General features: G+C 68.1%; 15 protein-coding genes. 7 read left to right on the plus strand and 8 right to left on the minus strand.

Annotated elements, in window-relative coordinates; all coding sequences use genetic code 11:
- Positions 1-69 precede the first annotated feature (69 nt).
- Positions 70-834, plus strand: coding sequence for an endonuclease/exonuclease/phosphatase family protein (locus JF781_RS01140; protein WP_225326372.1), 765 nt, complete (start codon positions 70-72; stop codon positions 832-834).
- 49 nt (positions 835-883) lie between these two features.
- Here the strand turns inward: JF781_RS01140 and JF781_RS01145 are convergent, their stop codons facing one another.
- Positions 884-1,120 (minus strand): CsbD family protein, encoded by a 237-nt coding sequence (locus JF781_RS01145; protein ID WP_225326371.1) that lies wholly within the window; start codon positions 1,118-1,120, stop codon positions 884-886.
- A gap of 177 nt (positions 1,121-1,297) precedes the next feature.
- On the opposite strand from JF781_RS01145, the gene JF781_RS01150 reads away from it, so the two are divergent.
- The 4 genes from JF781_RS01150 to JF781_RS01165 all read left to right on the plus strand — a co-directional run bounded on the left by JF781_RS01150 (position 1,298) and on the right by JF781_RS01165 (position 6,051).
- Positions 1,298-2,104, plus strand: coding sequence for an SDR family oxidoreductase (locus tag JF781_RS01150; RefSeq protein WP_225326370.1), 807 nt, complete (start codon positions 1,298-1,300; stop codon positions 2,102-2,104).
- Positions 2,105-2,440: 336 nt separating this feature from the next.
- Positions 2,441-2,839 carry a heme-binding protein gene (locus JF781_RS01155; protein ID WP_225326369.1) on the plus strand — a complete coding sequence of 133 codons (399 nt, stop codon included), beginning with the start codon at positions 2,441-2,443 and terminating at the stop codon, positions 2,837-2,839.
- 141 nt (positions 2,840-2,980) lie between these two features.
- The gene (locus tag JF781_RS01160; RefSeq protein WP_225326368.1) at positions 2,981-4,036 is read left to right on the plus strand and encodes a DNA topoisomerase IB; all 1,056 of its coding nucleotides are present in this window, start codon (positions 2,981-2,983) and stop codon (positions 4,034-4,036) included.
- Between the two features lie 221 nt (positions 4,037-4,257).
- Positions 4,258-6,051: a thiamine pyrophosphate-requiring protein gene (locus JF781_RS01165; protein ID WP_225326367.1), complete on the plus strand. Its 1,794-nt coding sequence runs from the start codon at positions 4,258-4,260 to the stop codon at positions 6,049-6,051.
- Positions 6,052-6,071: 20 nt separating this feature from the next.
- Here the strand turns inward: JF781_RS01165 and JF781_RS01170 are convergent, their stop codons facing one another.
- Both JF781_RS01170 and JF781_RS01175 read right to left on the minus strand, forming a co-directional pair.
- Positions 6,072-6,731: a UdgX family uracil-DNA binding protein gene (locus JF781_RS01170; RefSeq protein ID WP_225326366.1), complete on the minus strand. Its 660-nt coding sequence runs from the start codon at positions 6,729-6,731 to the stop codon at positions 6,072-6,074.
- A 67-nt stretch (positions 6,732-6,798) separates the two neighbouring features.
- Positions 6,799-7,359 (minus strand): hemerythrin domain-containing protein, encoded by a 561-nt coding sequence (locus JF781_RS01175; RefSeq protein WP_225326365.1) that lies wholly within the window; start codon positions 7,357-7,359, stop codon positions 6,799-6,801.
- Between the two features lie 215 nt (positions 7,360-7,574).
- Between JF781_RS01175 and JF781_RS01180 the strand changes: the two genes are divergently transcribed.
- Both JF781_RS01180 and JF781_RS01185 read left to right on the plus strand, forming a co-directional pair.
- Positions 7,575-8,603 carry a sensor domain-containing protein gene (locus JF781_RS01180; RefSeq protein ID WP_225326364.1) on the plus strand — a complete coding sequence of 343 codons (1,029 nt, stop codon included), beginning with the start codon at positions 7,575-7,577 and terminating at the stop codon, positions 8,601-8,603.
- Between the two features lie 58 nt (positions 8,604-8,661).
- The gene (locus JF781_RS01185; RefSeq protein WP_225326363.1) at positions 8,662-9,633 is read left to right on the plus strand and encodes an aldo/keto reductase; all 972 of its coding nucleotides are present in this window, start codon (positions 8,662-8,664) and stop codon (positions 9,631-9,633) included.
- Positions 9,634-9,642: 9 nt separating this feature from the next.
- Here JF781_RS01185 and JF781_RS01190 read toward each other — a convergent pair whose 3' ends face one another.
- From JF781_RS01190 to JF781_RS01210, 5 genes are all read right to left on the minus strand, one after another.
- The gene (locus JF781_RS01190; RefSeq protein ID WP_225326571.1) at positions 9,643-10,410 is read right to left on the minus strand and encodes an SDR family oxidoreductase; all 768 of its coding nucleotides are present in this window, start codon (positions 10,408-10,410) and stop codon (positions 9,643-9,645) included.
- A 92-nt stretch (positions 10,411-10,502) separates the two neighbouring features.
- Positions 10,503-12,296 (minus strand): sensor domain-containing diguanylate cyclase, encoded by a 1,794-nt coding sequence (locus JF781_RS01195; protein ID WP_308011527.1) that lies wholly within the window; start codon positions 12,294-12,296, stop codon positions 10,503-10,505.
- A 64-nt stretch (positions 12,297-12,360) separates the two neighbouring features.
- A complete protein-coding gene (glgX, locus tag JF781_RS01200; RefSeq protein WP_225326361.1) occupies positions 12,361-14,511 on the minus strand; it encodes a glycogen debranching protein GlgX in 2,151 nt (716 codons plus the stop codon).
- 92 nt (positions 14,512-14,603) lie between these two features.
- Positions 14,604-15,785: a zinc-dependent alcohol dehydrogenase gene (locus JF781_RS01205; protein ID WP_225326360.1), complete on the minus strand. Its 1,182-nt coding sequence runs from the start codon at positions 15,783-15,785 to the stop codon at positions 14,604-14,606.
- Between the two features lie 66 nt (positions 15,786-15,851).
- Positions 15,852-16,559, minus strand: a complete 708-nt coding sequence (locus JF781_RS01210; protein ID WP_225326359.1) for a GAF and ANTAR domain-containing protein — start codon at positions 16,557-16,559, stop codon at positions 15,852-15,854.
- Positions 16,560-16,784: the final 225 nt, after the last annotated feature.

Below are 16,784 nucleotides of genomic sequence, written 5' to 3' on the forward strand. Positions count from 1 at the left end.
CCACGCACCGACCCGCTGCGGAAATGCCGCGGTGCGTGCCCGAGCGGGAAAGTGGGTAGGCGAAAACCTATGCGCGTGGCGACCTTCAACATCCTGCACGGCCGCACGGTCGGGAACGGCGTCGACGTTGCGCGCCTGCGCGATTGCGTGCGCCGCCTCGATCCGGACGTGCTCAGCTTGCAGGAGGTCGACTGCGATCAACCACGCTCCGAGCGGGCCGACCTGACCGCTGCCGCCGCCGAGGCCATGGGCGCGGTGGAGCACCGGTTCGTGGCGGCGATTTCCGGTACCCCGGGCGCCACCTGGATGGCCGCCACCGGCCGCGAACAGCCCGGGACCGCCGCGTACGGGATCGCCCTGCTGTCCCGATACCCCGTGGCCAGTTGGCAGGTCTTGCGACTCCCCCGCATCCCGATGCGGTTTCCGATGTACCTGCCCGGCCCCAACCGGGTGATGATCGTCGATGAGGAGCCGCGCGCGGCGGTCATCGCCCGGCTGCGCACCCCGATGGGCGGTCTGACGGTGGCCAACACGCACCTGTCGTTCGTTCCGGGCTGGAACCGGCGCCAGCTGCTGCGGGTGATTCACGACCTGCGCGGCTTCCCGGGCCCACGGTTGCTGACCGGCGACTTGAACATGACGCCGAAAACCGTTCGCCGCTGGTCGGGCATGCGGGCACTGGCCGTCGCCGACACGTTTCCCGCCGATCACCCCAACCGCCAGCTCGACCACATCTTGACCGACGACCCGCGGCTGCGCGGCGGCCCGGTCGAGGCCAGCCCGATGCCGATTTCCGATCACCGCCCGCTGGTGGTCGACCTGCAGCGGGTGTGAGTCAGGGGGTCCGGCCGAGAAACGGACCGGACCCCCTGACTGAAGCTGCCTACTGGTTTTTCTTCTGGCGCTCTTCGGCCGCGTCCGCACCGGCGCGCGCCGACTCGGCTTCGGCTTCCTTCTTGCCCGCGTCGCGTTGGGCGTCGGCTTTGTCTTGCTGAGCCTGGCCCTCGTCGACAAGGTCGTCGCGACCGAGCACGGTCCCCCCGACCTCTTTGGCCTTGCCCTTCACGCCCTCGACGGCGCCCTGCACCGCTTCCTGCGGCCCGCTCTTCTGGTCTCCCATGGGTTGACCTTCCTCTCGGTGGTGAGTGAGCTTGCGCTCGATGGCACCTAGGGCGTTCCCGTCGCAAGCTTCATCAAACGGCCCGTCCCGCGTTGCCTTCCGCACGCACATATCAGGCCGGGCAATCGGTTTGAAACGGGTTTTACCGGGTAGTACTAGCCGGCGGCGCGAAGGGGGGTGAGGGCGGTGTCCACCATCGCCGTGATAGGGGCGACCGGTACGGCCGGATCCCGCGTCGTCGCCCGGCTGAGGTCACGCGACGTCGCGGTGGTTGAGATCTCACGCGAGCAGGGCATCGATCTGTTCAGCGGGCCGGACCTCTGCGAGGCGCTCAAGGGGGTCGACGTCGCGATCGACGTATCCGATCCGGTGCCGCCCGAACCGGTCGACGTCAGCCAAGCGCTGGCCACCGCCTCCCACAACATCGTGGGTGCGTGTGCCACACAGGACGTGCAGCGCCTGGTGGTGCCGACGATCGCGGGCATCGACCACCCGGAATTCGACGGCATCCCCTACTACGAAGGCAAACGGGCGGCGAAGAACATCCTGCTCGACGGCCCGGTGCCGACCACGATCGTCAAGTCCACGCAGTGGTATGAATGCGCCACCCATTGCGATGCGGTGAGCTGCGACGGTGACGAGGTGATCGTCGAGGACTGGCTGATCCAGCCGATCGCCGCCGACACCGTCGCCGACGTCCTGGTGGAGGCGGCGCTGGGACAGTCGCACACGCCGCGCACCATCACCGGCCCGCACCCCATCCGCCTGCCCGAGCTGACGTCGAAATTGCTTGCCCAGCAAGGCGATAGCCGGCAGGTGCGGGCCGTCCGGCCCGCGGTGGCCGCGCTCGCCAACGGGGTACTGTTGGCGTCCGGTCACGCGGTGGTCGTCGGTCCCGACGTCGACACGTGGCTGCAGACCTTGGCGCCGCCCAGCATCGATGGGCATCAGGTCGCCGACGGCGAAGAGCCCAGCGGGAGCTGAGGTCACAGCAGCAACGCGCAACTGACAACGATCATCCCGACGGTGACCTCTCGCCCTGGTATCGCGGGGACGTCTCGTCAGCGCATCCGCGAATAACGATTGCGTCACGATCGACATCACGATTGGTTAAGAACGGGTGCGTTCTCTTAGAAATTTGCGGACCGCTTCACCGTTCACTTAGCAAAGACGGTCGCGAGCGCCCTCAACGGCCCCAAGCGCGCCCCGACGTTCGTCGTCAGCGAACATCGCCACCGTTTGCCTCGGCTACTTTGGATTTCGAGGATCGGGAGCCTCAGTCGAGAGAAAACCATTTCGCTTCGAAGGACAACAATCATCATGAAAATCAGCAGTATTGTCGCGCGCCGTCGAATGGCCGGAATCAGCGCCGGCTGCCTGCTCGGGGGGATGGCCATGGGCATCGTCGGCGCGCCGTCGGCGTCCGCAGCACCCGACTGCAGCCCCGAGGGTGTGAACTCCACCGTCTCCTCGGTGCAGGGATCCGCCGAGCAGTATCTGGCGGCGCACCCGGGGGCGAACCAGGTGGTGACGGCCGCCTACGGCCAGCCGCGGCCCGAAGCTGCATCAAGCCTGCGCAGCTACTTCACCGGACACCCGCAGGAGTACTACGACCTGCGCGGCATCCTGGCCCCGATCGGCGACACCGAACGGCAGTGCAACGTCACCGCCCTGCCGCCGAACCTGGAGTCGGCCTACCACGAGTTCATGGCCGGCTGATCCAGCCCACGAGACGACCCGCCACAACGTTGTGGCGGGTCGTTTCCGCGTTGAACCGTGACGGTCCGTGTGAACGCCTTTGCCGGCGGGTACTTCTGGCGAATAGTGATGCGGCCGGCGGACGGAACTGGAGGGCCGAGGATGCGACTGCGTCGCAGCGTGCTGAGCAAGCCGGGAATCGCGCGCAAGCGCCGCGGAAAGGGCTTCTCCTACTACGAGCCAAGCGGCAAGCCGGTTTCCGATCCGGAAACCCTGCAGCGCATCAAGGATCTCGTCATTCCGCCGGCGTGGAAGAAGGTGTGGATCTCGCCGTTTCCCAACGGTCACATCCAGGCCGTCGGCGTCGACGCCGCCGGCCGCCGCCAGTACCTCTACCACTCCGCCTGGCAGGCCGAACGCGCCGAGGAGAAGTTCGACCGGGTGCTGGAACTGTCGACGCGGCTACCGGCATGGCGCGCCGAGATCGCCAAAGACCTTGCGCGCCAGGGCTTGACCCGGAAGCGGGTGTTGGCGCTCGCGCTGCGGCTGCTCGATCGCGGCTACTTCCGCGCCGGCGGCGAGCAATACGCCGAGGAACACGAGTCCTACGGTTTGTCCACGCTGCTGTGTGAACATGTGGTAATCCGGAGTGACGCCGTCGAATTCGACTTTCCCGCCAAGAGCGGGGTCCGGCGCACCGTGGAGATCGAGGACGCCGACGTTGTCCGGGCGGTGCGCTCGCTGATGCGCAGGCCCAACCGCACCGAGCGATTGCTGGTGTGCCGCACCGCTTCCGGGTGGCTCGACGTGCGCGCCGACGACCTCAACGCCCGATTCAAGGAGCTGGCCGGCGACGACTACACCGTCAAGGACCTGCGAACGTGGCACGGCACGGTGCTGGCGGCGGCGGCCTTCGCCGACGCCGACCCGGCGGTGTCGGGCCGGGTCGCCAAGCGCGTCGAGGCCGCCGTGATGAAAGAGGTGGCCGAGGAGCTGGGCAACACGCCGGCGGTGGCGCGCGGTTCCTATGTGGATCCCCGCGTCGTCACCGGCTATGAGCAGGGCCTGACCATCGCCGCGGCGGTGCGCCGCGCCGAGCGCGCCCGCAAGCCCGACGTGGCCCAGGAGATTCTGGACAAGGCCACCCGGATGCTGATCCGGCGCGTAGCCAAGAGCGACAGCGCCAACGGCTCGTCCACCCTGCGTAAGACGGCATGAACTGTTCCCCACCGCCAGCTGTTAACTGGCTGTGAGTCAGCTGGCCGGCTCGTGAAGGGGAATAACAACACCGTTTGCGGGTAACCCGGCACCTGTGGGAAGTGCCAAAGCCGCCCATGCGCGGCTGTCTGCCGTAGCCACGCCTGCCTGCAGGTGGTTCAACCAACAGCCACACACGCCCACCCGCCAGCACTGAAGAACCGTCTGCCCAGGAGGGAAACATGTCCAAACAAGAAGTCTCCGACTACCTGCTGGAGCGGCTGCGGGCGTGGGGCGTCGAGCACGTGTTCGGCTATCCCGGCGACGGCATCAACGGGCTCCTCGCCGCGTGGGGGCGGGCCGACAACAAACCCCAGTTCATCCAGTCGCGCCACGAGGAGATGAGCGCCTTCGAGGCGGTCGGCTACGCGAAATTCACCGGCCGGGTGGGAGTGTGCGCGGCGACGTCGGGCCCCGGCGCGGTCCACCTGCTCAACGGCCTCTACGACGCCAAACTCGACCACGTGCCGGTGGTGGCGATCGTCGGTCAAACCAACCGCAGCGCCATGGGCGGGAACTACCAGCAGGAGGTCGACCTGCTGAACCTGTTCAAGGACGTCGCCAGCGATTACGTCCAAATGGTCACCGTCCCCGAGCAATTGCCCAACGTCCTGGACCGCGCGATCCGCATCGCGATGACCCAGCGGGCGCCGACGGCGTTGATCATCCCCAGCGACGTCCAAGAGCTGCCGTACTCCCCGCCGGAGCACGCGTTCAAGATGGTGCCCTCCAGCCTGGGCATCGAATACCCGGACATCGCCCCGGACGACACCGCCATCGCGCGCGCCGCCGACGTCCTCAACGCCGGCAAGAAGGTCGCCATGCTGGTGGGTACCGGTGCGCGCGGGGCCCGCGAAGAGCTGGCCGAGGTCGCCGACCTGCTCGGCGCGGGCGCGGCCAAGGCGCTGTTGGGCAAGGACGTCCTGTCGGACGAATTGCCTTGGGTCACAGGGTCTATCGGGCTGCTTGGGACACGGCCGAGCTACGAGCTGATGATGGGCTGCGACACGCTGCTCACGGTGGGATCCAGCTTCCCCTACACGCAGTTCCTGCCCCAGTTCGACCAGTGCCGGGCGGTGCAGATCGACGTCGACGGGCGAATGATCGGGATGCGCTACCCGTACGAGGTCAACCTGGTCGCTGATGCGAAGTCCGCACTGCGGGCCCTGATTCCGCACCTGCGCCGCAAGGAGGACCGGTCGTGGCGGGAGGGCGTCGAGAAGAACGTGGCGCGTTGGTGGGAGACCATGGACAAGGAAGCGATGGTCAGCGCCGATCCGATCAACCCGATGCGGCTGTTCTCCGAGCTGTCCCCGCAGCTGCCTGAGAATGCCATCGTCACAGCCGATTCCGGCTCGTCGGCCAACTGGTACGCGCGCAACCTGCGCTTCCGCGGCGACATGCGCGGCTCGCTGTCGGGCACGCTGGCGACGATGGGGCCCGGGGTTCCCTACGGCATCGGTGCGAAATTCGGCAATCCCGACCGGCCCGTCATCGTGTTCGCCGGTGACGGCGCCATGCAGATGAACGGCATGGCCGAGCTGATCACGATCAAGCGCTACTGGAGCGAATGGAAAGACCCCCGCCTGATCATCGCGATCCTGCACAACAACGACCTCAACCAGGTCACCTGGGAAATGCGCGCCATGGCGGGCGCGCCGAAATTCGCGGAGTCCCAAAACCTTCCCGACGTCGACTTCGCCGCCTTCGCTGCCAGCCTGGGTCTCAACGCCATGGCCATCAAGGATCCCGACGAATTGTCGGACGCGTGGCGCAATGCCCTGTCGGCCGACCGTCCCACCGTGCTGGACGTATTCACCGATCCCGACATGCCGCCCATCCCGCCGCACGCCACCTGGGAGCAGTTCAAGTCGGCCACCGCGGCGGTGTTGTCCGGCGACGAGGACCGTGTGGGCTTCGTCAAGGTCGGCCTGAAAACCAAGATGCAGGAATTCATGCCGCACAAGAAGAGCTGACCCGGCGGTCGGCCGCCCGGTCAGGCCAGCCCGGAACGCGCGCTGCGCAGGTCGTCGACGAACGACCGGTAGACCTCGTCGTGCCGGTCGCTGCGGTCCCGCAACACCGACGACGGGTGCACCGTGGCCACCACGATCGGCTCGGGCGTCATCGCGATGTCGACGGACGACGGGAGCTTCAGCTCGCGTCCGCGCTGCACCGAAACCCGAAAAGTGGTGCCCAGCAACGATTGAGCGGCCGTTGCTCCCAGGCACACGATGACCTCGGGTTGCACGGCCTCGATCTCGGCGATCAGCCAGGGCCGGCAGGCGACGACTTCGGTGCGGCCCGGCTTCTGGTGGATGCGCCGTTTGCCGCCCTTGCGGGTGAACTTGAAATGCTTGACGGCGTTGGTCTGATAGGTCAGCACCGGGTCGATGCCGGCGTCTTCGAGCGCCCGGGCGAGCAGTCGCCCCGCCGGGCCGACGAACGGCTCACCGGCGCGGTCCTCCTGGTCGCCGGGCTGCTCGCCCACCAACATGATCGGCGCTCCCGGATGCCCGTTACCGAATACGGTTTGGGTGGCGTCTTCGAAAAGCGAACAGCCATGGCATGTTTCGGCCGCGCTGCGCAGCGCGTCGATGCCCCGCTCCTCGGGGAGGTAGCGGGCGGCGCCGGGGGCCTTCGATGTGGCGGTCATGTGAATGCCGTGGCGTGGGTACCCCCGCTCCCCCACTGAGCGGGGGTACCCAGCCCCGGGTGGCTCGTCAGCCCTTCCCGATGATGGCGTCGCGGGCGCGGTCCAGCATCGCGGCGAACGGACCCGCGGCCAGGTTGGCCACCTGGGATTCCACCCCGGCGTGCGGCCGGGTGGGGGCGATGGCTTCGGCGAGCTGCGCGGCGCGGCCCATCCGTTCCAGCTCGTCGGCGCTCAATTCCTCGCCCAGCTTGGCGAATTCGTCGTGCTCCTCGTGCTCGGCGTGGTCGATCACCGCGTCGCGCAGCGTGGTCAGCTCGCGGGTGAATTCCTCGCTGTCGACGTCGAGTTTTTCCAGCCGCTGCAGAACCGTCTTGGCCTCGTGCTCTTCGTGCAGCCGCTTGCCCACCACGGCGGTGCCGTTGGCGATCTTGCGCTTGGCTCGCGGGTGAACGATCTCTTCCTCCGCGGTCTCGTGCACGGCGAGCAGTCGCCGAAGCTCGACGAAAGCCTTCTCCCGCGCCTGTCCGGACGCCGCCAGCGTTTCGGCGAACCTCGCCTTGATCTGCTCGTGCTGACTGAGGAGAAAGTCGACCACGTCGGTGGGCGACGTGATGGCGGTGCGTGCCATGGTGTCCCTCCCATCTTCCTTGGTTCGACGCGCAGGGCTGTTGCGCGCTCACCGAAGCGGCTACCCGGCGAAATCGGCCGTCAAACGGGTGTGGCCGCGCCCCGGTGGGGTATGTGCTCAGCATCGCCAGGCCGCGCCTGGGGCGCGTGGGTTCGGGCACGGTCCCTGGCCGTCGGCTACATTTCGGGCAGGTTCGGCCGCGAAGGAGGCACGGCGTGACCAACCCGCAGGACCCGTATTGGCAGAACCCGCTGAGCTACGACCCGCTCGGCCGGATGCCGCCGTCAGTCCCGCCGATGGAGCCGATCGAGCCGATCGAGCCGCCGGCGGAACCACCCGCGTTCACGCCGCCGCCCGCGCCCCCGCCGTACCGCCCGGCCGTCAACACGTTGGCCACGCTGTCACTGATTTTCGCGTTCGTGTTCGCGCCCGCCGGAGCGGTCCTGGGACACCTCGGGTTGGCGCGAATCCGGCGGACCGGCGAACTCGGCCGTGACCGCGCCCTGGTGGGTGTGACGCTGTCGTACGTGTTCATCCTGCTCGCGGTCGTCGCGCTGGCCGGGTGGGCGACGCTGGGCGGCTCCACCTCGTCACACCGGGCGGCGCGCGAGACCACCACGTCCAGCGGTCCCCCGCCGCCCACCGTCCCGCCGGACACCATCACCACGCTGCTGCCCGGGTTGGACGCGCTGAGGAACATCACCGCCGACGCGAACCTGGAGGTCGGGCCGACGTGGAACAGCCCCGGCCGCTCGGCGCAGGACGGCAGCATCAACCGCCCGGAATGCTGGGGAAGCATCGCCGCCGGGAGCCCGGACGCCTACACCCCCGGCTCCTTCACCGGTTATCACGCGGGCGAATTCACCGACACGCGCAGCATGCTGAAGTCGATCCAAGTCATCCAGGGCGTGGCGGCGTTCCGCGATCCGGCCGGGGCGCAGTCACAGCTGGACACGCTGCTGTCCGGATGGCGCCAGTGCGGCGGATCGACCGTCACCGTGACGGCGTCCGGGGGGCAGCCGATCGCGATGGCGGTGAGCGCTCCCGCCGACGCCGGCAACGGCATCACCACATTGGACTTGACGCCCAAGGGAATACAGGTGCGCTCGGCGCGGGCGGTCGCGGCCAAGGCCAACGTCGTCATCGACCTGAACGTGTCCGCCAGCGGCAGCACGGACAGCGAGCGGCCCCGGGTGGCCGCGGTCACCATCGCCAACTACATCCTCGGCAAGATCCCCGGCTGAGCGGCTCCGCCGCCGCGACCGGCTCCGCCGCTCTTGCGATCGCCACTACGCTGAGCGGATGAAGTATGTCGACGTCGACGGGGTCGGACGGGTCAGCCGGATCGGCTTGGGCACCTGGCAGTTCGGCTCACGCGAATGGGGTTACGGGGACAGCTATGCCACCGGCGCCGCGGGTGACATCGTGCGGCGCGCCCGCGCCTTGGGGGTGACGCTGTTCGACACCGCCGAGGTTTACGGGCTGGGCAAGAGCGAGCGGATCCTGGGCGAGGCGCTCGGGGACGAACGCGCCGAGGTGGCGGTGGCCAGCAAGATCATGCCGGTCGCCCCCTTCCCGGCCGTGGTCAGGCAACGCGCGCGAGCCAGCGCCCGGCGGCTGGGGCTGGATCGCATCCCGCTCTACCAGGTCCACCAACCCAACCCGGTGGTGCCGGACTCGGTAATCATGCCCGGGATGCGAGATCTGCTGGACCGCGGCACGATCGGGGCGGCGGGCGTCTCGAACTATTCGCTGCAGCGGTGGCAGAAGGCCGACGCCGCGCTGGGCCGGCCGGTGATCAGCAATCAGGTGCATTTCTCGCTCGCCTACCCGAAAGCGCTCAAGAACCTGGTGCCGTTCGCCGAACGGGAGAACCGCATCGTGATCGCCTACAGCCCACTGGAACAGGGGCTGCTGGGCGGCAAGTACGGCGTCGACAACCGCCCCGGCGGCGTTCGCGCGATGAACTCGTTGTTCGGCACCGAGAACCTGCGCCGCGTCGAGCCGCTGCTGCAGGTGTTGCGCGACGTCGCAACGCAAGTCGGCGCCAAGCCGGCACAGGTGGCGCTGGCCTGGTTGATCAGTTACCCGGGCGTGGTGGCCATTCCGGGCGCGTCCAGCGTCGAGCAGCTCGAGTTCAACGTCGCCGCCGCCGACATCGAGCTACCCACGGAATCCCGCGACGCGCTCACCGAGGCGGCGCTGGCGTTCCGGCCGACGTCGGCGGCGCGTTTCCTCACCGACCTCGCGCGGGAAAAGCTCGGCCGCAGCTAGTCCGGCTGATCAGGACTGGTTGGCTTCCGCGAACGCCGCGGGGCTGGCCGGGGCGCCGCGCGCAACCACGAGCGGCATCGACGTCGAGGCGTTGGTGCGCAGGATGGTGTGCACGACGTCGATCAGGTCGTCGACGGGCATCAACTTGCCGGGCATGCAACCGCGCGACGACCACAGCGGGACCGCCTTCATGGCGAGGTCCATATCCCAGTCGGCGTTCATTCCCGTTGCCGCGTCGCCCTCTCCGCCGGCGCACTCCCCGACGATCAGGTTGGTGAAGCCGACGTCGGAGTGTTCGGCCCGCCACGCCTCGACCAGCCGTTCCAGGGCGGCCTTGCTGACGCCGTACGCGCCCAGGCCCGGCCACGGCGGTCCGAAGGTGCCGGCGTCGGAGGACAGGTACACCGCCTTGCCGGCCGACGCGGTCAAGTGCGGCATCGCCGCGGCCGTCACGAGCGACGCGCCGATGACGTTGGTGTCGAAGACGCGCCGCCACGTGTCGGCGTCGGTGTCCACCATGCGGACGAGCGGCCCGACGGCGGGGGTGTAGACGAGGTTGTCGATCCCACCGAGGGCGTCGGCGGCCCGACCGATCGCCGACCGGCAGGACGCCTCGTCGGTGACATCGCATTCGATGGCGATCGCGTTCGGGCCGGCATCCTTGGCCGCGGACTCGATGCGCTGCAGACGCCGGGCAAGAAGCGCGACCTGATCGCCGCGCTGGGCGAGACCGACCCCGATGCAACGGCCCAGCCCACTCGAAGCGCCGACCACCACTGTCCTTGACATATTCGCCCTCTCTTGTAACGCGAGACGCTGTCGCGAGAAACCTACCGGATGCGACTCGTCCGGTGGCGATCACTCGCTACTTACGTCGCCTCGACGGTGTTCCGGTCGCCCGACTTGGCCCGGTACATGGCCTCGTCGGCGCGCGCGGTGACCGCGTCGACGGACTCGGCGGGACGGGCAAGCGTGGCACCGATGCTCAGGGTCGCGCCGATCGTGTCGCCGGAGACGGCGATGGGTTCGGCGACGCGACGGCGGATCTTCTCGGCGATCTGGGCGAGTTCGTCGGCGCTGCGGACGCCGGGCAACAGGATCAGCATTTCGTCGCCGCCGGTGCGCCCGACCGTGTCCCCGCGGCGAACGCTCGCCCGGATCCGCGCCGCCACGGTCGCGAGTACGACGTCGCCCGTCCCGTGTCCCCACCGGTCGTTGATCGCCTTGAAGCGGTCGACGTCGCAAAACAGGACACCGACATGGGTGCCCGCGGGCTGCGGTTGCCGCAGCGCGGCCTCCAGCCGGGCCAGGGCCTCGGCCCGGTTCACCAAACCGGTGAGGGTGTCGAACCGCGCCAACCGTTCCAGTCGCTGTTCGGCCTCGACCTGATCGTCGACCACCCGCAACGCCGCGATCAGCCCGTCGGTGTCGCCCCGGGCATCGGTGTAGGGCTTCCCGTGACCGTCGACCCAGTGGTATTCGCCGTCGAGGGCACACACCCGGAAGCGTTGGAGCACCTGTTCGCCGCCCGCGATACGGCGGAGGGCGGTTTGGAGGTTGTCGCGATCCTCGGGGTGGATGCGGCCGGCGAAATCCGGGCCGGTCCACCGGGACAGCGGGCCACCCAGCGCGGGTTCCACCGACGGGGAGACCCACGCGACCTCGCCGCCGCGGAAGTGCACGATGATGTCGACGGCGTTGTCCGCGAGAAGGCGATAGCGCATCTCGGCCTCGGCGCGTTGCTTGCTGGCCACCTCCTTGGCGATCAGCAGGTGCTGCTCGCGCTGGCTGAAGTAGAAGGTCACCGCCCCGACGACCGCGGTTCCCAACAGGATCGAGAAGGTCCACTGCGCGTTGTCGTCCGGGCCGAGCTCCACGAAGATCGGCCTCGCCACGGCCACGACGAGCGGAAAGCCGGCCAGGATCCCGAGCAACCGAACCAACGAGGAACGGTCCGGTCGGGCGAGCAGCCACGCGAGCGGAAACCGGTCGGCGCGCGCCAGCGCGGTGGCCGCGACGAGCAGCAACAGGGCCACGGCCGTCAGGAACGCCTGGCCCTTCGACGGCGAAACGCCCACCAGCGCCAAGGCGTCGAACAGGTAGGCCCCCGCCGTGACGAACGGGATGGCCGCACTGCCCGCCAGGCACAGGGGCCAGACCACGCGGGTCGACCGATCCACCCGGATCAGCGCGATGACGGTCGCCAAGGGCAGCGCCGACAACGCCGTCTGAACGCTCGGGCGCCCCGGCCAGGACCACTCGTGCATGCCGACGGCCTCGCCGAACCAGATCCTGTCCACGGTGAACGAGCCGAGGCTCGCGTACTCCGCGAGGACGACGACCGCGAAGGCGGCCGCGGCGGCGGCCAAACCCCGTCCGGCCCAAATCCGTTCGCGCGACGGACTCCCCCATTGCACCAGGATCGCCGCGCTCAGCGCGGCCAGCCACAGCGCGGTCCACGGCATCATCTGCGGCCAGGTCGGATAGATCCGCGTCAACCGCTCGATGCCGGCCGTCCAGCCCACCCACGTCAGCGCGGCGACCACGAGCACCAACAGCGCGGCCGCCCGCCCGGAGGTGTTCATCGCCGATTCCAGACGCGCGCCGGGACCGGGCCTGTCCATCGGCTGTCCCTCTCGTTCCCGGCGGTCGACACGCGGCATCGACATCGTGCGGAAGAAAAATAGCCGATGCGGCCTTGTCGGCGAGAGTAATTCGCCGGATCCGCTAGGCCGAGGGAAGTCCCCGCAGCACCACCGCGGTGTGGGCCTCCACGTTGAGCTTGCCCGCGCCGGGCACCTCGTCGGCGGGCGTGGTCTCTTCGGGCCCGGTGTACACCACGACCTGCCAGGAGGAACCGAATTCCTTTGGCGGAAGGGTGAATTCGATCGGCTCGTAGTGGGCGTTGAAACACAGCAGGAACGAGTCGTCCAGTACCCGTTGGCCCCGCTCGTCGCGGCCGGCGATGCCGTGGCCGTTGAGGAACACCGCGACCGACTTGGCGAAACTCGCGCCCCAGTCCTCGTCGGTCATCTCCGCACCCTCGGGGGTGAACCAGGAGATATCAGGCACGCTGTCCTGGCCGCGCCGGCGCACCGGCTTGCCGGAAAAGAACCGGCGCCTGCGGAACACCGGGTGCTCGGCGCGCAGCGCCGACACCGTCCGGGTGAACTCCAGCAGGCCCGCATCGGCGGCGCCCCAATCGATCCAGGTGAGCTCGTTGTCCTGGCAATAGCCGTTGTTGTTGCCGTTTTGGGTGCGTCCGAGTTCGTCGCCGTGACAGATCATCGGCACGCCCTGGGACAACAGCAAAGTGGTCAGGAAGTTGCGCTGCTGGCGGGCGCGCAGGGCGTTGACTTGCTCGTCGTCGGTGGGCCCCTCCGCCCCGCAGTTCCACGACCGGTTGTGGCTTTCGCCGTCGTTGTTGTCCTCGCCGTTGGCCTCGTTGTGCTTCTCGTTGTAGGACACCAGGTCGCGCAGCGTGAACCCGTCGTGGGCGATGACGAAGTTGATCGACGCCACCGGCCGGCGCGCGGTGTGCTCATAGAGGTCGGCCGATCCGGACAGCCGGTAGGCGAACTCGTCGAGGGTGGCGGGCTCGCCGCGCCAGAAGTCGCGGACCGTGTCGCGGTACTTGCCGTTCCATTCCGTCCACTGCGGCGGGAAGTTGCCCACCTGATAGCCGCCCGGCCCGACGTCCCACGGTTCGGCGATCAGCTTGACCTGGCTGACGGTCGGATCCTGTTGCACGAGTTCGAAAAACGTCGACAGCCGGTCGACGTCGTAGAACTCGCGGGCCAGCGTCGAGGCCAGGTCGAAGCGGAAACCGTCGACATGCATCTCGGTCACCCAGTAGCGCAGGGAATCCATGATCAGCTGCAGCGCGTGCGGATGCCCGACGTTGAGGCTGTTGCCCGTGCCGGTGTAGTCCATGTAGTACTGCTTGTCGTCGTCGACCAGCCGGTAGTAGGCGGCGTTGTCGATGCCGCGCATCGACAACGTGGGGCCGAGGTGGTTGCCCTCGGCCGTGTGGTTGTAGACCACGTCGAGGATGACCTCGATGCCGGCCTCGTGCAGCGACCGCACCATGGCCTTGAACTCCTGGACCTGCCCGCCCGGCGTGGTGGCGCCGGAGTACTTGAAGTCGGGCGCGAAGAATCCGATCGTGTTGTAGCCCCAGTAGTTGGACAGACCCTTGTCGACCAGGGTGGAGTCGTTGGCGAAGTGGTGCACCGGCATCAGTTCGATGGCCGTGATGCCGAGACCCTTGAGGTGGTCGATGATCACCGGGTGCGCCACCGCGGCGTAGGTGCCGCGCAGCTGTTCGGGGATGTCCGGGTGGGTCTGGGTCAGGCCCTTCACGTGGGCCTCGTAGATGACGGTGTCGGCGTAGTGGCGATCCGGTGGGCGGTCGTTGCCCCAGTCGAAGAAGGGGTTGATCACGACCGACTTGGGCATGCTGTCCGCCGAGTCGTCGTCGTTGCGGCTGTCGGGGTCGCCGAAGTTATAGCTGAAGAGCGATTGATTCCACTCGAACGAGCCGTCAATGGCTTTGGAATACGGGTCCACCAGCAGCTTGTTCGGGTTGCATCGGTGTCCGGCTTGCGGGTCGTACGGACCGTGCACGCGGTAGCCGTAGCGCTGGCCCGGTTCGATGTTGGGGATGTAGGCGTGCCAGATGAAGCCGTCGACCTCGGGCAAGGTGATGCGGCTCTCGGTGCCCTCGGCGTCGAACAGGCACAGCTCCACCCGCTCGGCCACCTCGCTGAACACCGCGAAATTGGTGCCCGCGCCGTCGTATGACGCGCCCAGCGGATAGGCCCTACCCGGCCACACCTCTCCGGTGGGCGTGGGGGCTGCGGCCTCTGCGTGAGTCATGGCGCATCAATACCCCGCCGGCGTGGCGGTCAAACTCCCCGGCCGCCCGCCGGGGCGGCGCCACTACGCGGAAAGCGTTGTGGCAGAGTCAATCACGGATTGAGCATGACCTTCACCGCTCCGTCCTGTTTCTTTTGGAATATCTCGTACGCGTGCGGGGCCTCATCGAGCGGAAGCACGTGGGTGGCGAAGGTGTCGACGCCGAGCGGGTCGTCGTCGGTCAGCAGCGGCATGATGTCGTCGACCCAGCGTTTCACGTTGGCCTGGCCCATCCGCAGGGTCACCTGCTTGTCGAAGAGGGTGAGCATCGGCAGCGGGTCCGCCATTCCGCCGTAGACGCCGATCAGCGAGATCGTTCCCCCGCGCCGCACGATGTCGATGGCCGAGTACAGGGCGGACAGCCGGTCCACGCCGGCGGTTTGCATGAGCCGCTTGGCCAGCGCGTCCGGCAACAGCCCGGTGGCCTGCTGCGCCAGTTTGGCCGCCGGCGAACCGTGCGCCTCCATGCCCACCGCTTCGATGACGGAGTCGGATCCACGTCCGTCGGTCAGGTCGCGGATCGCGTCACCGAGCGACGAGTCGAGCCGGCCCACATCGATGGTGTGGATGCCGCGTTGCGCGGCGCGGCCCAGCCGTTCGGAAACCAGGTCGACGGCGATGACGCGGTAACCGAGGTGGTCGGCGATGCGGGCGGCCATGTCCCCGATGGGGCCCAGACCGAGCACGGTGACCGTGCCACCCTCCGGGATGTCGGCGTACGCGACCGCCTGCCAGGCGGTGGGTAGCACGTCGGACAGATAGACGAATCGCGAATCAGGCGGCCCCACAGGGACTTTGATGTGGGTGAACTGGGCCTGGGGAACGCGCAGCAGCTCGGCTTGCCCGCCGGGGACTTCGCCGTAGAGCTCCGAGTAGCCGAACAGCGCCGCCCCCATGCCCTGGTCGCGCACCTGGGTGGTCTCGCACTGGGTATAGAGCTGTTGGCCGCACATGTAGCAACTGCCGCAAGAGATTTGGAAGGGAATGACGACCCGGTCCCCCACCCGAAGGTCGCCCGTTTCGGCGCCGACCTCCCGCACGATGCCCATCGGTTCGTGGCCGAGGATGTCCCCCGGCTTCATGAAGGCCCCGAGAACCTCGTAGAGGTGCAGGTCGGATCCGCAAATGTTGGTGGAGGTGACTTCGATGATGGCATCGGTGGGCTGCTCGATCTTGGGGTCGGGCACCGAATCCACCCGTACATCGCGCTTGCCGTGCCACGTGACAGCCTTCATGGCAAGGGCGCATACCCGCCTGCCACCGGTCGAAACGGCGGCGTCGGTCGCCCGCATGGGTCGTGGTCAGTGCCGGCGGCACTGGAGCGGATGTTCGCTCTCGATGAGCGCCCGAGCGATTTCGATCAGCTTGATGTTGGATTGTTGCGAAACCCGGGTCAGCAACTGGAACGCTGCGACGGAGTCGATGCCGAAGCGCTCCATGATGACCCCCTTCGCCTGCCCGATGATGTCGCGCGACGCCAGGGCGCTACGGAATTGGTCTTGGCGGCGCATCATCGACCATCCCACGGCGATGTGCGTGGCGAAAACCGTGCCGATCTCCACCGACTCCTCGGTGAAAGCGTGCGGGCGGTCGGCGTAGAAGTTCAGCGCCGCCATGCTGCCACCGTCGATGAACAACTCGAACGACAGGATGGAGCGGATCGGGGTCTGTTCGAGCGCCAGCCGGCGGTAGCGCAGCCAGCGCCGTTCGGAGCTCAGGTCGGCGATGTGCATCATGTGGTGCTCCCAGGCGGCGGTCAGGCACGGCCCTTCGCCGGAGCTGTCCTGGATGGCGTCCGGGACCATCGGGTAGCGGTGCGTCGCGGCCACGTTGCTGACCGATGCGTTCTTCTCGGCCAGGGTGATCCCCGCGTACTGTGAGCCGGCCACGTGGTGGACCCCGTTGTCGAGGAGTTCGTGCAGACCGGCCGCGATGCCGCGTTGTTCACGCTCCAGGTTGGCCACCAGCTCCACCAGTTGATTGACGATCGTGGCGCTGCCGTCTCGCATCACATCACCCCCGGAACCGTCATGGCCCGCAGAGCCCTTCCTGATGGCGTCGCGCCGGCATCGGCCAACGCGCGAATGCCACCGCTCAACGAGAAGTCTATGAGCCATCCAACGAAGCGCAAGGCACGATAACGAAACCGGTGGGACGACGGCGGTGGCCGGGGCCTCCGAAAGGGAAGAGGCCCGGACCGCTTCTGAGTGCCCGCTTCCTCGAAACACCTTGCT

It is taken from the genome of Mycobacterium sp. WUMAC-067 (genome assembly GCF_020217485.1).
Classification (GTDB): domain Bacteria; phylum Actinomycetota; class Actinomycetes; order Mycobacteriales; family Mycobacteriaceae; genus Mycobacterium.